General features: G+C 65.0%; 17 protein-coding genes. 7 read left to right on the top strand and 10 right to left on the bottom strand.

Going from position 1 to position 17,457, the window contains the following annotated elements; genetic code table 11:
- Positions 1–53: 53 nt before the first annotated feature.
- The 5 genes from FG94_RS21845 (at position 54) to FG94_RS21825 (ending at position 5,978) form a co-directional block, all read left to right on the top strand.
- Positions 54–974: a MoxR family ATPase gene (locus tag FG94_RS21845; RefSeq protein ID WP_036216132.1), complete on the top strand. Its 921-nt coding sequence runs from the start codon at positions 54–56 to the stop codon at positions 972–974.
- Positions 975–1,985, top strand: coding sequence for a DUF58 domain-containing protein (locus FG94_RS21840; protein WP_036216130.1), 1,011 nt, complete (start codon positions 975–977; stop codon positions 1,983–1,985).
- Positions 1,982–3,991 (top strand): DUF3488 and transglutaminase-like domain-containing protein, encoded by a 2,010-nt coding sequence (locus FG94_RS21835; RefSeq protein WP_036216127.1) that lies wholly within the window; start codon positions 1,982–1,984, stop codon positions 3,989–3,991. Before FG94_RS21840 ends, FG94_RS21835 begins: the two co-directional genes overlap by 4 nt.
- Positions 3,988–5,193 (top strand): lytic murein transglycosylase B, encoded by a 1,206-nt coding sequence (gene mltB / locus FG94_RS21830; RefSeq protein WP_036216125.1) that lies wholly within the window; start codon positions 3,988–3,990, stop codon positions 5,191–5,193. Before FG94_RS21835 ends, mltB begins: the two co-directional genes overlap by 4 nt.
- 449 nt (positions 5,194–5,642) lie before the next feature.
- Positions 5,643–5,978, top strand: coding sequence for a hypothetical protein (locus FG94_RS21825; RefSeq protein WP_036216124.1), 336 nt, complete (start codon positions 5,643–5,645; stop codon positions 5,976–5,978).
- A 172-nt stretch (positions 5,979–6,150) separates the two neighbouring features.
- Here the strand turns inward: FG94_RS21825 and cysM are convergent, their stop codons facing one another.
- From cysM to FG94_RS21810, 3 genes are all read right to left on the bottom strand, one after another.
- On the bottom strand, positions 6,151–7,053 hold the full coding sequence (cysM, locus tag FG94_RS21820; RefSeq protein WP_036216122.1) for a cysteine synthase CysM: 903 nt from the start codon (positions 7,051–7,053) through the stop codon (positions 6,151–6,153).
- Between the two features lie 115 nt (positions 7,054–7,168).
- Entirely contained in the window at positions 7,169–8,551 is a 1,383-nt protein-coding gene (locus tag FG94_RS21815; protein ID WP_036216119.1) for a M28 family peptidase, read from the bottom strand.
- Between the two features lie 89 nt (positions 8,552–8,640).
- Positions 8,641–10,278 (bottom strand): methyl-accepting chemotaxis protein, encoded by a 1,638-nt coding sequence (locus FG94_RS21810; RefSeq protein ID WP_051996992.1) that lies wholly within the window; start codon positions 10,276–10,278, stop codon positions 8,641–8,643.
- A 152-nt stretch (positions 10,279–10,430) separates the two neighbouring features.
- On the opposite strand from FG94_RS21810, the gene FG94_RS21805 reads away from it, so the two are divergent.
- Together FG94_RS21805 and FG94_RS26230 are read left to right on the top strand one after the other, a co-directional pair.
- Positions 10,431–10,790 carry a DUF2200 domain-containing protein gene (locus FG94_RS21805; protein ID WP_036216117.1) on the top strand — a complete coding sequence of 120 codons (360 nt, stop codon included), beginning with the start codon at positions 10,431–10,433 and terminating at the stop codon, positions 10,788–10,790.
- Positions 10,791–10,888: 98 nt separating this feature from the next.
- Positions 10,889–11,248, top strand: coding sequence for a hypothetical protein (locus tag FG94_RS26230; protein ID WP_051996991.1), 360 nt, complete (start codon positions 10,889–10,891; stop codon positions 11,246–11,248).
- A gap of 53 nt (positions 11,249–11,301) precedes the next feature.
- On the opposite strand, the gene FG94_RS21795 is transcribed toward FG94_RS26230, so the two are convergent.
- The 7 genes from FG94_RS21795 to cmk form a co-directional block, all read right to left on the bottom strand.
- Positions 11,302–11,661 carry a helix-hairpin-helix domain-containing protein gene (locus FG94_RS21795; RefSeq protein WP_036216115.1) on the bottom strand — a complete coding sequence of 120 codons (360 nt, stop codon included), beginning with the start codon at positions 11,659–11,661 and terminating at the stop codon, positions 11,302–11,304.
- Between the two features lie 102 nt (positions 11,662–11,763).
- A complete protein-coding gene (gene rfaE1, locus FG94_RS21790; protein WP_051996990.1) occupies positions 11,764–12,741 on the bottom strand; it encodes a D-glycero-beta-D-manno-heptose-7-phosphate kinase in 978 nt (325 codons plus the stop codon).
- A gap of 13 nt (positions 12,742–12,754) precedes the next feature.
- On the bottom strand, positions 12,755–13,930 hold the full coding sequence (gene lapB, locus FG94_RS21785; RefSeq protein WP_036216113.1) for a lipopolysaccharide assembly protein LapB: 1,176 nt from the start codon (positions 13,928–13,930) through the stop codon (positions 12,755–12,757).
- A 33-nt stretch (positions 13,931–13,963) separates the two neighbouring features.
- Positions 13,964–14,281, bottom strand: a complete 318-nt coding sequence (locus FG94_RS21780) for a lipopolysaccharide assembly LapA domain-containing protein (RefSeq protein ID WP_036216111.1) — start codon at positions 14,279–14,281, stop codon at positions 13,964–13,966.
- A 163-nt stretch (positions 14,282–14,444) separates the two neighbouring features.
- On the bottom strand, positions 14,445–14,750 hold the full coding sequence (locus FG94_RS21775; protein WP_036216108.1) for an integration host factor subunit beta: 306 nt from the start codon (positions 14,748–14,750) through the stop codon (positions 14,445–14,447).
- 20 nt (positions 14,751–14,770) lie between these two features.
- Positions 14,771–16,477, bottom strand: coding sequence for a 30S ribosomal protein S1 (gene rpsA, locus FG94_RS21770; RefSeq protein ID WP_081926127.1), 1,707 nt, complete (start codon positions 16,475–16,477; stop codon positions 14,771–14,773).
- 308 nt (positions 16,478–16,785) lie between these two features.
- Positions 16,786–17,448, bottom strand: coding sequence for a (d)CMP kinase (cmk, locus tag FG94_RS21765; RefSeq protein WP_036216103.1), 663 nt, complete (start codon positions 17,446–17,448; stop codon positions 16,786–16,788).
- Between the last annotated feature and the right edge of the window lie 9 nt (positions 17,449–17,457).

Genomic DNA, 17,457 nt, shown 5'->3' with positions numbered 1-17,457 from the left:
TACCATGCAAGCGTCCTGCTCCGCACTTCCAAGCAGATCACCGGAACCCAAGCATGCTCAATCAATTACACTCGGCGGCGCGCCAGGTCGGCCAGGTCGTGGTCGGCAAGGACCAGCAGGTCCGCCTGGCCCTGACCTGCCTGCTGGCCGGCGGCCACCTGCTGCTCGAAGACCTGCCCGGCGTCGGCAAGACCACGCTGGCGCATGCGCTGGCGATCTCGCTCGGCCTGAAATTCAACCGGGTCCAGTTCACCAGCGACCTGCTGCCCGCCGACGTGGCCGGCATCTCGGTGTACGAGCGCGAGAAGAACGACTTCGTGTTCCACCCCGGTCCGATCTTCACCCAGGTGCTGCTGGCCGACGAGATCAACCGCGCCACGCCCAAGACCCAGTCCGGCCTGCTCGAAGCCATGGAAGAGCGCCAGGTCAGCGCCGACGGCGTCACCCGCGCCCTGCCCGAACCCTTCTTCGTGATCGCCACCCAGAACCCGGCCAACCAGGTCGGCACCTTCCCGCTGCCCGAATCCCAGCTCGACCGCTTCCTGATGTGCCTTTCGCTGGGCTATCCGGACGCGGCCGCCGAGCGCGCCCTGCTCATGGGCGAAGACCGGCGCGCCATGCTGCGCGCCTTGCAACCGGCGATGCAGCCGGAGCAGCTGGCCCAGGCCCAGCGCGCCCTGAAGGAAATCCATGCCTCGCCGGCGCTGGTCACCTATGTGCAGGCGCTGGCCCAGGCGTCGCGCCAGAACGGCCTGTTCGCCGAGGGCCTGTCGCCGCGCGCCGCCATCGCCCTGCTGCAGGCCGGCCGCGCCTGGGCCGCGCTCGAAGGACGCGACCACGTGATCCCCGAAGACATCCAGGCCGTGCTGGTGCCGGTCTGCGCGCACCGCCTGCGCCCGTTGAGGTCGGCGCACGGCCAGGCGCTGGCCAGCCGCGACCTCGTGCTGCAGCTGCAGAAATCGGTTCCGGTGTAGATGGAAGTCGCAGCAGGAGGCCTGCGCGGCTGGATGCGGCGCACCACCGGCAAATGGCTGCCGCGCCGCGGCACGCTGGATGCCGGCGAGGTGGTGCTGAGCCAGCGCCGCGTGTTCATCCTGCCGACCCGCGCCGGCATCGGCTTCGCCGTCCTGCTGCTGGTGCTCCTGATCGGCTCGATCAACTACACCCTCGGCCTGGGCTTCGCGCTGACCTTCCTGGCCTTGTCCTGCGCCCTGGTGGACATGGTCTTCACCTACCGTAACCTGGCCCACCTGGCCCTGCAACAGGGCCGCGTGCCCGCCGTCTTCGCCGGCCAGGAAGCCCGGTTCGAACTGCACGTCGCCAACCGCACGGGGCTGGCGCGCTACGGCGTCTGGATCGACTTTTCCGATGCCTCCAAAAAGGGCGAAGCGCGCCACGTCACCGACATCGCCGCCCACGGCAGCGCCAGCGTGATGCTGGGCGTGCCCACTAGCGCGCGCGGCTGGCTGCAGCCGGCGCGCGTGGTGCTGTCCACGCGCTTCCCGCTCGGCCTGTTCCGCGCCTGGAGCTACTGGCGTCCCGCCGCCCGCGCCCTGGTCTACCCGCGCCCGGAAGAAGGCGCGCCGCCGCTGCCGGTGAGCGGCAACGCGGTCGGCAGCGGCCGTGCCGGTGGCAACGACGACTTCGCCGGCGTGCGCAGCTACCAGGCCGGCGACTCGCCGCGCCAGCTGGCCTGGCGCCAGATCGCCCGGCTCGACCCGGCGCTCGGCGGCCAGCTCGTCACCAAGCACTTCGAAGGCGGCGTGGGCGACGAGCTGCTGCTCGACTTCGCGCAGCTGCCGCCCCAGCTCGACCTCGAACTGCGCCTGTCGCGCATGACGCGCTGGGTGCTGGACGCCGAACAGCGCGCCCTGCCCTACGCCTTCCGGCTCGTCGCCATCCACTACGACGCCGGCAACGGCGCCGCCCACCAGGCGGCCTGCCTGCGTGCGCTGGCGCTGTACGGCAGCCAGGAGGCGCCATGAAGGCCCTGGCATCCCTGCCGCGCCTGCCGAGGGATAAAGCCGACACCCTGCTGCTGCTCGGCAGTGCCCTCCTGGTGCTGGCCCCGCATGCGGCGCACCTGCCGCTGTGGGTGTCGCTGCTGTGCGCCGCCACGCTGGCCTGGCGCGGCGCGATCACGCTGCGCGGCAAGCGCATGCCCTCGGCCATGGTGCTCCTGCCCATCGCCGTCGGCGCAATGGCCGGCATCCAGTTCAGCTACAAGACCCTGCTCGGGCGCGACGCCGGCGTGGCCATGCTGGTGCTGCTGGTCGCCTTCAAGATGCTCGAGATGCACGCGCGCCGCGACCTGTACGTCGTGATCTTCCTGTGCTTCTTCCTGGTGCTGACCAACTTCTTCTACGCCCAGGGCATCGGCACCGCGCTCTTGATGGTGGCGGCGGTGCTGGCCCTGCTCACCACCCAGCTCTCGTTCCAGTTCACCGGCAGCGTGCCGAAGCTGGGAACGCGGCTGGCGATGGGGGCGAGGATGCTGCTGTTCGCGGCGCCGATCGCGGTGCTGCTGTTCTTCGTGTTCCCGCGCCTGGGCGGCCCGCTGTGGAGCATGCCGGGCGGCAGCGGCAACGGCAGCGCCAAGTCGGGCCTGTCCGAACGCATGGCGCCGGGGCAGATGTCGAACCTGGCGATGTCGGACGAGCCGGCCTTCCGGGTGCGCTTCGAAGGCGCGGTGCCGCCCAAGGCCCAGCTGTACTGGCGCGGCCTGGTGCTGGACGCATTCGACGGCACTGCCTGGACCCGGGGCGGCTCGATCGCCACCCGCTCCGGCACCTCGCTGCGCGTGCGCGGCCAGGCGCAGCGCTACGAAGTGACGCTGGAGCCGTCCGACACGCGCTGGCTGTTCACGCTCGAGATGGCCGGCCACATGCCGGAAGTGCCGGGCTACCAGACCCAGGTCTCGCACCAGTTCGAACTGAGCACCGACCGGCCGCTGGCCGGACGGGTGCGCTATCCGATGATCTCCTACCCCGACTATGCGCTGGACGGGCGCGATACGCTCGACGACCCCAACCAGTGGCTGCTGCTCCCCTACGGCTACAACCCGAAGGCGCTGGCCGCCGGGATCGCATTGCGCAAGGAAGCGGAGCCGGCGCGCCGCATCGAGCAGGTGCTGCAGCGCTTCCGCGAGCAGCCCTACAGCTACACGCTGGAGCCGCCGCTGCTGGGCCGCCATTCGGTCGACGAGTTCCTGTACGGGACCCGCGCCGGCTTTTGCGAACATTATTCCGGCGCCTTCGTGTTCCTGATGCGCGCGGCCGGCATCCCGGCGCGCGTGGTCACCGGCTACCAGGGCGGCGAACTCAATCCGATCGACGGCTACGTGACGGTGCGCCAGTCCGATGCCCACGCCTGGGCCGAGGTCTGGCTGCGCGGGCGCGGCTGGGTGCGGGTGGACCCGACCGCCGCCGTGGCGCCGGAACGGGTGCGGCGCAACCTGGCGGCCGCGGTCACCCCGCCGCCGCCCTTCGGCATCGACGCGCTGCGCGGGCTGTCGATGTTCGGCGCCAACGGCGATTCGCTGCTGGGGCGCCTGCGCAACGCACTGGGCGCCGTCAACAACGGCTGGAACCAGTGGGTGCTGAACTACACCCCGGAACGCCAGCGCGGCTTGCTGCAAAGCGTGAGCGAGAGCCTGGCGGGCTGGCGTGTTGCCGGCTTGATCATGCTGGGGGCCGGAGTGTTGCTCTTGGGAAGAATTTTGTACCTCCGCAGGGAACACAATCCAGTCGAGGCGGTATACTCCTCCCTATGCAAGCGCCTCGCCCACCTGGGCCTGGCACGTGCAGCGGACGAAGGGCCCACCGCCTACGCGGCCCGGATCGCGGCCTCGCAGCAGCTGGCGCCGCCATCACTGCACGCCGCCGCCGAATTCTTGCGCCGCTATAGCGCCTGGCGCTATGCGCCGCCCCAGCCCGCGCCTGACCGCCAGCTGGCCGCTACCTTGAAGAGATTACTGTCGCAAGTCAGATGAAATCGATCGTTCCCCTGTTTGCCGCGCTGGCAATCGCCTTTGCCCCGACCGGGCAGGCGCAAGCCGGCGCGAAGGATCCGCAGGTCCAGACCAAGGCCGCCAAGGCTGCCAAAGCAAAAGCCGCCAAAGCAAAAGCCGCCAAGGCCAAGAGCAAGAAAGACAAGGCAGGCAAGCGCGTCTCCGCCCGTTCGAGCAAGGTGCTGAAGGCCGCTCCGGCCGCCGCCATGATCGACTACGACGGCGAGCACCACAACTTCCTGGAATGGCAGGCGGTGCGCGAGTTCATGGACGAGATGGCAACCCAGCACGGCTTCGAGCGCGCCTACCTCGAATCGCTGTTCGGCCAGGCGCGCTTCATCGATTCGGCGGTACAGCTGGTCAAGCCCGCTCCGCCGGGCAAGCCGAAGAACTGGCAGGCCTACCGCGACCGCTTCATCGAGCCGATCCGCATTGCCGCCGGGGTACGCTTCTGGAACGAGAATGCCGAGACCCTGGCGCGGGCCGAAGCGGCCTACGGCGTGCCGGCCGAGATCATCGTCGGCATCATCGGCGTCGAGACCATCTATGGCCGCGACACCGGCAAGTTCCGCGTGCTCGACACCCTGGCGACGCTCGCTTTCGCCTATCCGGAAACGCCGAACCGCGCCGCGCGCATGGCCTTCTTCCGTAGCGAGCTGGCGAATACCCTGTTGTTTGCGCGCGAGCACAAGGTGGAAGCCTTCTCGCTGCTGGGCTCGTTTGCCGGCGCGGTCGGCATGCCGCAGTTCATGCCGGGGAATATCCTGAAGTACGGCGTCGACTTCAACAAGGACGGCCAGATCGACCTGCGCCAGTCGTCGGACGATGCGATCGGCAGTGTGGCCAATTTCCTGATCCAGCATGGCTGGAACCCGGAACACCGCAACAGCCCGGCAACCCCGGCCGACGTGTCGCCGAACCATGCCTGGGAGCCGCTGCTCGAACGCGGGCTGAAGGCTACCTTGCGTCCCGAAGAATTGCGCGCCGCCGGCGTTACCACGGCGGCGGCGCTGCCGGCCGAGCGCCTGTACGGCTTGGTCGACCTGCAGAACGGCGCCGAGGCAACCGAATACTGGGTGGCCGACGATAACTTCTTTGCCATTACCAAGTACAACCGCAGTTATTTCTATGCCATGTCGGTGATCGAACTTGGCCGTGCCGTCCGCGCCTCGCGCGGCGGCTGAGCATTGCCCGGCGGGAAACTTTGTATCGATTTGTAACGGGCTTCGCGCCTTTTCTGCCCGTTTGAACTCCCCTCCTGCCCCCATACTCCCCGGGGGTATGCGTTACTTTTCTGCAGATTCTCTGCAGAAACACCCCTCCACTTGTCATACTCCCGCTTTTCTTAGCACTCTGTCAGTACTTTTCATACCGTGCGGCATCAAACACCCGTTGGCGATACACTGGGCATTAATCAAAAAACAATTATTATTTCCGTGAGTTTGTGAGAGAATTGCATTGCGGCTATTGTTGCGGTGAGACAACAATACTGAATAAATCGATCTGATCGTTATTGCTACTGAGTATCAGATTAGAAATTAGTTGTACAATTGAATAGAAAATTACGAAATACCGTAGCCTGGAGCCGAGCGCCGCATGGGGCTCCGTCCAACCCAAAATAGGATATTGAATCATGACAAACCAAGTCGGCATTGATATGAATAGCGATTCGGAGTCCGATGAGCTCCTGCAGTACAACCCGAACCGCCTGCTCGACACCCTGATCGAGAACCTGCGCCTGAAGAACGACGCGGCGCTGTCGCGCGCGCTGGAAGTTGCACCGCCGGTGATCTCGAAGATCCGCCACCACCGCCTGCCGGTCGGCGCTTCGCTGCTGATCCGCATGCATGAAGTAAGCGACCTGTCGATCCGCGACCTGCGCTACCTCATGGGCGACCGCCGCGCCAAGTTCCGCATCAGCGACAAGCAGTTCAAGCCGAAAGAAGGCGCCGCTCCGAAAGAGGCGTAAGCGCGCTGCGGCGTCGCGGCAGGTCCTGCTTGCCGCTCGACGCCGGCGCAGGCCTTGCCGGACGAAGCGAACGCAGGAACGCTGCGGGCGAGCCATCCGGACGCGCAAGAAGTTGCTGAAAATAAAAAGCCATCCGTCAGGATGGCTTTTTCGCATGGATGGGTAGCCGGGTTCAGGCCGGGAACACGCCCGTCGACAGGTAGCGGTCGCCCCGGTCGCAGACGACGAACACGATGGTCGCGTTTTCCACCGTCTGGGAGATGCGCAGCGCCACTTCGCAGGCGCCCGCCGCCGAAATGCCGCAGAAGATGCCCTCTTCCGCCGCCAGCCGGCGCGCCATCTGCTCGGCCGCGGCCTGGCTCACCGACTCGACCTGGTCGATGCGCGCCTTGTCGTAGATCTTCGGCAGGTAGGCTTCCGGCCACTTGCGGATGCCCGGGATCGACGAGCCTTCTTCCGGCTGGGCGCCGATGATGCGCACCGCCTGGTTCTGTTCCTTCAGGTAGCGCGACACGCCCATGATGGTGCCGGTGGTGCCCATGGCGCTGACGAAATGGGTGACGCGGCCTTCGGTGTCGCGCCAGATTTCCGGGCCGGTGGTGTCGTAATGGGCGCGCGGATTGTCCTGGTTGCCGAACTGGTCGAGGATGATGCCCTCGCCGTTCTTCTGCATCTGCTCGGCCATGTCGCGCGCGTATTCCATGCCGCCCGACTTCGGCGTGAGGATGATCCTGGCGCCATAGGCCGCCATGCTCTGGCGGCGCTCAATCGACAGGTTGTCCGGCATCAGGAGCACCATCTTGTAGCCGCGGATGGCGGCCGCCATGGCCAGCGCGATGCCGGTGTTGCCGCTGGTCGCTTCGATCAGGGTGTCGCCCGGCTTGATCTGGCCGCGCTCCTCGGCGCCGCGCAGCATCGACATGGCGGCGCGGTCCTTCACGGAGCCGGCCGGGTTGTTGCCTTCGAGCTTGCCGAGGATGATGTTGTTGCGGGCAGCCGCGTCCGCGCCGGGCAGGCGCACCAGCTGCACCAGCGGGGTGTTGCCGATCGTGTCTTCGATGGTCTTGTAAGCCATTCCTTGCTCTCTCGCGATTTCCTAAACCGCTATTTTAATCCGGACGGCAAGGTGGCGTATTGGGCCGCCCCGGACCGGCCAAGGAGGGCCGGCCCCTTATGCGAACCGCGCCGGATCAGCGCTGCGGCAGCGGATAGGTGGCGACGCTCACGTTGCCGTCCTTGTCGACCGCCTGCACGCCGAAGAACACGTTGTCCTTCGACAGGTCGATGGTCGCTTCAAGGACGTTGCCGACCCACTTCGAACCCTGCCACTCGCTGGCGGTGGTGTCGCGCCAGACGATGCGGTAGCCCGCCAGGTCCGGTTCGGCATTCGCCTGCCACACCAGGGTCGAATCGTTGGTCAGCTTGTCGGTGCGCAGCTTGACGTTCTGCGGCGCGCCTGGTGCCAGCGCCAGCGAGGCCAGTGCCGCGGCGTTCACCTTGGTCACCTTGGCGATGTAGTCGACATCATTAAACTCGATCAGGTCGCCGTAGACCTTGCCGTTTTCGGTACGCAGGTCCTGGTGCTGGTGCGCGAAGTCCTCGGCCGGTTCGGTGAAGCGCAGCGCCGCGTAGCCCTGCTCCAGGAAAGGCATGTGGTCGCCGCCGCGCAGGTAGCGGTCGGCGCGGTGGATCAGCGACACCTTGAAGCCCTTCACGTAGCGCTCGCCCATCTCCTTGGTGTGGCGGCCCAGCTGGCGCGAGAGCGAATCGCTGTCGCCGCCGGTGGCGACCAGCTGGCGCACGGTCTCGCTCATTTCCTTGGTGGCCGGGATGCTCTGCGAGAACAGGCGCACCTGCTTGTTGTCCACCTTGCCATTGTCGGCGCGCGAGCTGCCGATGATGTCGTTGGTGTACATGCCGGCAATATTCAGGTTCTTCTGGCGCGCCTGGGTGGCCCAGTGGCGCGCGCCCAGCAGGCCCTGCTCCTCGGCGGCCACCGCCATGAAGACGATGGTGGCGTCGAACTTGTGCTTGGCCATCACGCAGGCCAGTTCCATGGTGGCCGCGGTGCCGGAAGCGTCATCGTTGGCGCCCGGGGCGTCGGCAGTGTAGTTCATCACGTCGCTGACGCGCGAATCGTAGTGGCCGCTGACCACGTAGATGCGGTCCTTCGAGGCTTCCTGGGTGCCCGGCAGCGTGGCGACCACGTTGACGATCTCGGTCGGACGCGAGATGCGTGCCGATACCGGGGCGATGTGGCTGTCGAACGACACCTGCAGCGGCGTGCCGGCGCCGCAGCGCTCGAGTTCCGCCTTGATCCAGCGGCGGGCGGCGCCGATGCCGCGGGTGTCGGATTCCGTCTCCGACATCGTATGGCGGGTGCCGAAGCTCACCAGCTTGGCGACATAGCCTTCCATGCGCTTGGGCGAGATCTCGGCGAGGATCTTGTTGATCTGGGGCTGCTGGCGCTTGAAGTCAGGCGCTGCCGGAGTGGCCGGTGCGGCGCTTGCTGCACCGGCGCCAAGGGCGAGCAGTGCGGCCAGCAGGGTGGAAGAGATGCGGGCGTGAGGCATGAGTACCTTTCTGGTTTATGAAGTGCAAATCACATGCACATCTTCTCATGCGGATTGAGCGGTGTCAGTCAATACATCTGACACGCGCGCTAGTCACTTATCGATCCCCCCTCGGCGATCGCCAGCCGCGCAGGCGCCGCGAGCGCGCCGTCGTTGGTCGCCTCCAGGCAGAACACGCTCACCACTTGCGCCAGCCGCTCCGCCTCTTCTTCCAGCGCCGCCGCGGCCGCCGTCGCCTGCTGCACCAGCGCCGCGTTCTGGCGGGTGGCCTCGTCCATCTGGCCGATGGCGTCGTTGACCTTGCCGATGCCGGCGCTCTGCTCGGCGCTGGCGCGGCTGATCTCGGCCATGATGTCCGTCACGCGGCGCACCGAGGCCACGATGTCGTTCATCGTGCTGCCCGCTTCGTCCACCAGGCGCGCACCCGCATCGACCCGCTCGACCGAGCTGCCGATGAGAAGCTTGATCTCCCTGGCGGCGCTCGCCGAGCGCTGCGCCAGGTTGCGCACTTCGGTCGCCACCACGGCAAAGCCGCGGCCCTGCTCCCCGGCTCGCGCCGCTTCCACGGCAGCGTTCAGCGCCAGGATATTGGTCTGGAAGGCGATGCCGTCGATGACGCCGATGATGTCCACGATCCGCTTCGACGAATCGTTGATCGAGGCCATGGTCTCGACCACCTGGGACACCACCATGCCGCCGCGCAGGGCGACTTCGGACGCCGATTCCGCCAGCGCATTGGCCTGGCGTGCATTGTCGGCGTTCTGGCGCACGGTGGCGGTGAGCTGCTCGACCGAAGCGGTGGTCGCTTCCAGCGTGCCGGCCTGGCGTTCGGTGCGGTGCGACAGGTCGCGGTTGCCGTCCGCGATCTCGGTCGAGACGCTGGCCATGTTCAGGGTGCCGTGCCGCACCTGACCGACGATGGCGACCAGGCTGTCGCGCATGCCTTTCATGGCGAACAGCAGGCTTCTGCTGTCGCCCGGGGCGGTCTCGATCTTCACGCCCAGGTCACCGGCGGCGATGGCCCTGACGATCGATGCCGCGTAATCCGGCTGGCCGCCGAGCTGGCGCAGCAGGCCGCGCGTGATGATCCAGGCGCCCGTCGCGCCGACGGCGATCGCGCCCAGGCACAGCAGGGTCATCCAGCCGAAGAAGCCCGATGCCATCTTGCGGGCGCCAGCCGCTTCCAGCTTGTTCTGCTGCTCCTGCATGTCGATGAAGGCGTTGATGCTGGCCAGCCAATCCACGAAGGCGGGCGCCGCTTCCCGCGACAGCAGCGCGGCGGCTTCCTGCGCCTGGCCGGCGGCGTGCAGCGCGATCACGCGCTCGATCAGCGGCCTGGTGCGGCGCTCCTGCTCCTTGATCGATGCCAAGGCCGCCTTCTCGGCCGGCTGGATATCGTTCAGCTCCCGGAACAGCCTGTCCATCGGTTCGGCCGAGCGCGTATAGTTCTCGTCCAGCACCTGGATGGGCTTGACGGGCGCGGCGGCGGCGGCCGGATCGGCTGCCAGCACCACGTCGCGCAGGGCGATCGCGCGGTCATGGACGCTGCCGCGGAAGTTGATCGCGTAGCGCTGCTTGACGTTGTTGACGTCGTTGATGTGGTTGAGGATGCTGTCGATGTTGCCGACACGGCTGATGGCCAGCGCGGTCAGGACGATCATCAGGAAGGACACGGCGCCGTAGCCGACAGCCAGGCGGGTACCAATGGTGAGGGACTTCTTTTTCATGGTGAATCTCGGTGTCGCGATCGAAAAGCTAACAATAAAACAACAGTAATTTCCTAAGCGCAACACTATAGCATGAGCGTGCTTTTCATGCTCAAATTCGTCATTTATTTTGTTGTAGAGATGCGGGTCAATCCCGTGTGGGACACAGCACCATGCCTGAACATCGCATTTTCGCGACACCCTTCGCCAAGCTGTATCCGATGTACGTCCAGAAGGCGGCAAGGAAGAACCGGACCAGGGAAGAAGTGGACCAGCTGATTTGCTGGCTGACCGGCTACGATGCGGCCGGCCTGCAGCGCCAGATCGAACAGCAGAAGAGTGTAGAAGCTTTCTTTGTTGAAGCACCTGCCCTGAATCCGCACAGTTCCCTGATCACGGGATTGGTCTGCGGCGTGCGTGTCGAAACGGTCGAGCATCCGCTGATGCGCAAGATCCGCTACCTCGACAAACTGGTCGACGAGCTGGCTAAAGGAAAGCCGATGGAGAAGATCCTGCGCCGTCCGCCCTCCTGAGCCTGGCCATCAGGCCTTGTAACATCCGATAACACAGTCGTAGCGGAACACCGGCCGGGCTCGTCTAGTATGGAAACATACAGATAAGGAGTTCCATCATGAAGAAACCGGCCATGTCACTGTTGTTGCTTGCACTTGCATCGGTATCGTCCGCCGCCATGGCAGACTCGTGGAAACATGAAAACGGCAAAGGCCGTCATGGACGCGAATACAAGCAGGTGTATTGGGACGGACACTGCAAGGTCGAGCAAAAGTGGAAGAAGGGTGAGTACAAGGAAAAGCGCAAGTGCAAACGCCCGGAGCGCCACTATGCCGAGCGCCGCTACGAAGACCGCTACTATGGCCGTCCGGTCGTGCGGCAACACTACTATCCGGCCAGCTCGAACTATTACCCGGACTACGGCCGCCATGAGCGCCGTGACCCGCAGGTGAACATCGACATTCGCATCCGCCAGTAAGCGGGCGTCCCCCGGCTGCGATAAAAAAACCCGCGTCGCCGCGGGTTTCTTTCTTACATTGCTGCCTTCTGCTCGGCCGGCTTGTCCTTGCCGGCTGCCTTGGCCGAGGTCTTCTCGGCCTTGGCCGGCTTGGCGGCGCCGGCTTCCATCGCCTTGCCGTTGACCACCAGTCCGGCCTCGGACAGCTTCATGGCCTTCTTGTCGCCCACGCCCTTGACGCGCTGCTGGAAGTCCGCCCAGCCCTTGAACTCGCCCTTGGCGCGCTCGTCGAGGATCATCTTCGACATGCTCGGACCCACGCCCTTGATGCCGTCCAGCGCGGCCGCATCGGCCTTGTTGACGTCGACCTGGGCGAAGGCGATACCGGTCGAAGCGACCAGCGCGGCAACAGCGAATACCAGTTTCTTGATCATTGAATGTTCTCCGTAGGTTCTCGTACGATGGACGGCGGCGCCATCCATCCACGCACTAACGGAGCTGCCGGGCTGCCGTTGACGACCCGGCCTTGAGCGAACTCAACCCGGGAAGAGTTCCTCGCGGGTGACGGTCGCCGTACCCAGCTTGCCGACCACGATGCCGCCGGCGCGGTTGGCGGTGGCCAGGGCTTCGTCCAGCTGCGCGCCCGCGCCCAGCATCGCGGCGAGCGTCGCGATGACGGTGTCGCCCGCGCCCGAGACGTCGAACACCTCGCGTGCGTCGGCGTGCACGTGCAGCACCTCGTTCTCGCTGTACAGGCTCATGCCCTCTTCGGAACGGGTCACCAGCAATGCCGTCAGGCCCAGATCGGCGCGCAGGCGCTGCGCCTTCTCGGTCAATTGTTCTTCGGTCTTCCAGGTGCCCACCACGCGCTGCAGTTCCGAACGGTTCGGGGTCAGGATGGTCGCGCCGCGGTAAGGGGTGAAATCGTCGCCCTTCGGGTCGACCAGCACGATCTTGCCGGCCGTACGCGCCTCGCGCACCATGTCGGCCACGTTCACCAGCGCGCCCTTGTTGTAATCGGACAGGATCACCACGTCGTAGTCGGGCAGCAGCGCGCGGAACTGGTCGAGCTTGTCACGCAGCACGGTCTCGGTCGGCGCGTCCTCGAAGTCGATGCGCACCATCTGCTGCTGGCGGCCGATGACGCGCAGCTTGATGATGGTCGAGATGGCCTCGTCGCGCTTCATGTAGCTATGGATCGATGCCTCACGCAGCAGCTTCTCGACTTCTTCTCCCGCTTCGTCCTTGCCGGTAATGCCCAGCAGGCCCGTATGCGCGCCCAGCGCGGCGGCATTGCGCGCCACGTTGGCGGCGCCGCCCAGGCGCTCCTCGCGGCGCTCGATGCGCACCACCGGCACCGGCGCTTCCGGCGAGATGCGCGAGACGTCGCCGAACCAGTAGCGGTCGAGCATGACGTCGCCCACCACGAGCAGGCGCACGCTGGAGAGTTCAGGGGCCGCCTCGCGGCGGAAGCTGTCTGCCGCCAGCAGGCGGCTCGGGATCGGATGCGTCATAGATAAGGCTGCGTCAGTTCATCACATTGAGTTCTTCGGTGCGGCGCGGCGGATAGGTTTCCCAGCGGCTGCAGCCCGGGCACTGCCAATAGAACTGGCGCGCCTTGAAGCCGCAGTGGCTGCACTGGTAGCGCGCCAGCTTCTGGGTGTAGCGCTGCACCAGGTTCTTGACCATCGACAGCTCTTCCCACACTTCGGTGCGGGCATCCATCAGGTGTGCCTCGAGCAGTTTATCCAGGCCCAGCAGGGTCGGGTTGCGGCGCAGCTCCTCGACAACCAGCTGTTTGGCCGCTTCCACGCCGTCGAGTTCGATCACGGCCTTGAACACCACCTCGATCAGGTCGATCGACGATGCCTCGGCCAGGTAGGAGCGCAGCAGATTGACGCCTTCCTGTGGTCTACCTACTTTGCGGTAGCCATCCATCAAACGTTGGGCCACCAGGGCCACGTGCGGCACGCTCTGCTGCTCGACGCGGCGCCAGGTGAGCAGGGCCGCCTCGGTATCGCCCTGGGCCAGCTGGGCGTCGCCGATCAGGATGGTGGCGCGCACGCTGGAGCGGTCGGCCAGCAAGGCCTTGTCGAGCAGCTGCATGGCGTCGCTCGGCTGCAGGTGCACCAGGGCATCCTGGGCCAGCTCGCAGTAGAACTGCGCGATTTCCTTCTGGCGCGCGCCGGCGCCGGACTCCTGCAAACCGTTGGCGACGTCGATCGCGCGGCGCCATTCCTTTTCGCGCTGGTAGATTTCCAGAAGCGCACGCCGCGCCTGCACCTCGAAGGCGGTGCCCACCAGCAGGTTGAAGGTTTCCTCTGCACGGTCGAGCAGGCCGGCCTTCAGGTAGTCCATGCCGAGTTCGTACTGGGCGTGGGCCTTCTGCTCGCCCGGCAGGTCGGGACGCGCCAGCAGGTTCTGGTGGACGCGGATGGCGCGTTCGGTCTCGCCGCGGCGGCGGAACAGGTTGCCGAGGGCAAAGTGCATGTCGGCCGATTCGGGATCGAGCTTGACGATCTCGATGAAGGAATCGATGGCCTTGTCCGGCTGGTCGTTGAGCAGGTGGTTCAGGCCCTTGAAGTAGCCGCGCGGCAGGGTGCGCGATTCGAAGACCAGCGAATTGATGTCGACGCGGGCGGCGATCCAGCCGAGGCCGAAGAAGAATGGGATGCCGAGCAGCATCCAGAGTTCGAAATCCATGTGTTCTTGTTCTGTGTTGGCGTGTGAACCGGCTTATTGGGCCAGCTTCGGCGCCGGGTTCACGGCATCCGGTGTCGGCTGGGCGGTGCCAGTGCCGGCGGCGCTCTGCAGGGCCTGGATGGTGTTCTTGTGCTGCGAGGTCTGGCGGCGCTGGCGGAACACGGTCGGGGTCAGGGCCAGGATGCCGAGGGCGGCGCCGGCGACGAAGAAGGCCAGCAGCATCAGCACGAGGGGGCCGCGCAGTTCATAGTTGAGGAAGAAATGCAGGTCGACTTCCTGCGTGTTCTTCAGGGCGAAGCCGAAGAACAGGACGAACAGGATGACGCCAACAATGGTGGAGACAAATTTCATCAGCAGTGCCCGCTGGGTGAATGCACAAAGGCGAAGTGTCGCATATCCGACATGATATTTCAAAAGCCGAGCTAGCGCTGCCCCGGCAAGCTGCCGGCAAGGCACGAAAAAAAACGGCATCCCCAGGGGGGACGCCGTTTTTGTCTGCTCGCGGCAGACGACTTCAGTCTTCCATGATCGGTTGCCCGACCATCGCGTCCACCCGCTCGCGCAACTGCTTGCCCGGCTTGAAGTGGGGCACCCGTTTTTCGGGCACCATCACCTTGTCGCCGGACTTCGGGTTGCGGCCGATGCGCGGGGGTCGGCTGTTCAGCGCAAAGCTGCCGAAACCACGGATCTCGATGCGTTGCCCGGTCGCCAGGGCGTTGGTCATCGCATCGAGGATGGTCTTGACGGCAAACTCCGCATCTTTCGCCACCAGCTGAGAATAGCGCTCAGCCAGGCGGTTGATCAGCTCGGACTTGGTCATCTGGTCGCCTCGGAAAGGAATTAACCTTTGTTGTCGAACTTGGCCTTCAGCAGTGCGCCCAGGCTGGTGGTGCCCGAAGCGGCGCTGTTGTCGGCTGCCAGCTTGCTCATTGCTTCCTGGGTCTCGACGTTGTCTTTCGCCTTGATCGACAGCTGGATGCTGCGAGCCTTGCGATCGATGTTGATGACCAGGGCTTCGACCTTGTCGCCCACTTTCAGGTGGGTGCCGGCGTCTTCCACGCGGTCACGCGAGATTTCCGAAGCGCGCAGGTAGCCTTCGACTTCGTCGTTCAGCGCGATCACGGCGCCTTTCGGCTCAACCGACTTCACGGTGCCGGTGACCAGGGTGCCCTTGTCGTTCAGCGAAGCGAAGTTGTTGAACGGGTCGCCTTCCAGCTGCTTGACGCCCAGCGAGACACGCTCGCGCTCGACGTCGATTGCCAGCACGACTGCTTCCAGCTCGTCGCCCTTCTTGAACTTGCGCACGGCTTCTTCGCCGGCTTCGGTCCAGGACAGGTCCGACAGGTGCACCAGGCCGTCGATGTTGCCCGGCAGGCCGATGAACACGCCGAAGTCGGTGATCGACTTGATCGAACCCTTGACCTTGTCGCCCTTCTTGTGGGTCATGCCGAAGTCGTCCCACGGATTCGCCTTGCACTGCTTCATGCCCAGCGAGATACGACGACGCTCTTCGTCGATTTCCAGGACCATGACTTCGACTTCGTCGCCCAGCTGGACAACCTTGTTCGGAGCCACGTTCTTGTTGGTCCAGTCCATTTCCGAGACGTGCACCAGGCCTTCGATGCCCTGCTCGACTTCCACGAACGCGCCGTAGTCGGTCAGGTTGGTGACCTTGCCGAACAGACGGGTACCCTGCGGGTAGCGACGCGACAGACCGGTCCACGGATCGTCGCCCAGCTGCTTGACGCCCAGCGAGACGCGGTTCTTTTCCTGGTCGTACTTGAGGACCTTGGCGGTGATTTCCTGGCCAACCGACAGCACTTCCGACGGGTGACGCACGCGACGCCATGCCAGGTCGGTGATGTGCAGCAGGCCGTCGATGCCGCCCAGGTCGACGAACGCACCGTAGTCGGTGATGTTCTTGACGACGCCGGTGACCACGGTGCCTTCTTTCAGGGTTTCCATCAGCTTGGCGCGCTCTTCGCCCATCGATGCTTCGATGACGGCGCGACGCGACAGGACCACGTTGTTACGCTTGCGGTCCAGCTTGATGACCTTGAATTCCAGGGTCTTGCCTTCGAACGGGGTGGTGTCCTTGACCGGACGGGTGTCGACCAGCGAACCCGGCAGGAATGCGCGGATGCCGTTGGTCAGGACGGTCAGGCCGCCCTTGACTTTACCGTTGACGGTGCCGGTGACGATCTCGCCCGACTCCATTGCTTTTTCCAGAGCCAGCCACGATGCCAGGCGCTTGGCCTTGTCGCGCGACAGGATGGTATCGCCGAAACCGTTCTCCAGCGATTCGATGGCCACGGAAACGAAGTCGCCGATCTGGACTTCCAGTTCGCCCTGGTCATTCTTGAATTCTTCGACCGGAATGAAGGCTTCCGACTTCAGGCCGGCGTTGACGATCACGAAGTTGTGATCCAGGCGCACGACTTCAGCCGAGATGACTTCGCCCGAACGCATGTCCTGACGCGACAGCGATTCTTCGAACAGGGCGGCGAAGCTTTCCATGCCGGTATCTTGATTGGTTGCAGTAGACATAAAGGTTATTACTCGAGTTAGCCCAGCAGGCCGGCGATGGTGCGGACTGAACTGGGGTTAGGTTGACACACACCTGCGATGGCGGAATTGCCGCCGCAGGCACCCTACAAGGACGCCGTACCGTCGCGGGCCCCATTCTGGCCACCCGCCTTGATACGTCGTCCCGGCGAAGGCCGGGACCCAAGTTTCCTAACGCAGTCGCTGCGGCGATGACTCGAGCCAACGGCGACTCATCGAACTTGGATTCCGGCCTTCGCCGGAATGACGGTCTTGGAGCTAACAACTCCCCTCAGACCACCATTTCAAGACTACTTATGCGCATACCACGCCAACACCTGTTCGACCGCTTCCGCAGCCGACATGTTCGAGGTATCGAGCAGGTGCGCATCCTCTGCCGGGACCAGGGGAGCGATCGCGCGCTTGGTGTCGCGCTCGTCTCGTTCCTTCAAATCCTTCAGCAGATCGTCCATATTAGCAGAAAATCCTTTGTCAATCAATTGCTTATACCGGCGTTGCGCACGTGCCTCGACGCTTGCGGTCAAGAACACTTTTAATTTCGCGCCGGGAAAGATCACCGTGCCCATGTCACGCCCATCGGCCACCAGGCCGGGCGTCTCGCGAAAGCCCAATTGCAGGCCATACAGGGCCTGGCGCACGGTCGGCAGCGCGGCGATCTTCGATGCCATGTTGCCAACCTCTTCCGCCCGGATCGCGCCGGTGACATTCTCGTTGTTCAGGAAGATATCACCGCCGACGAAGCGCGCCGGCAGGTGTTCGGCCAGCTTGGCGATGCCGTGCTCGTCGCGCAGCTCGAGGCCGCGGCGGATCGCCTGCAGCGCCGTCAGGCGGTACAGGGCGCCCGAGTCGAGCAGGTGGAAGCCCAGGCGCTCGGCGACCTTGGCGGCAACGGTGCCCTTGCCGGAAGCGGTCGGGCCGTCGATGGCGATGACGGGAATGGGATTATTTGGCATGTGATGGTC

The sequence above is a fragment of the Massilia sp. LC238 genome (assembly GCF_000735635.1).
Lineage (GTDB): Bacteria > Pseudomonadota > Gammaproteobacteria > Burkholderiales > Burkholderiaceae_D > Telluria > Telluria varians.
This window is presented reverse-complemented; position numbering and strand designations above follow the sequence as displayed.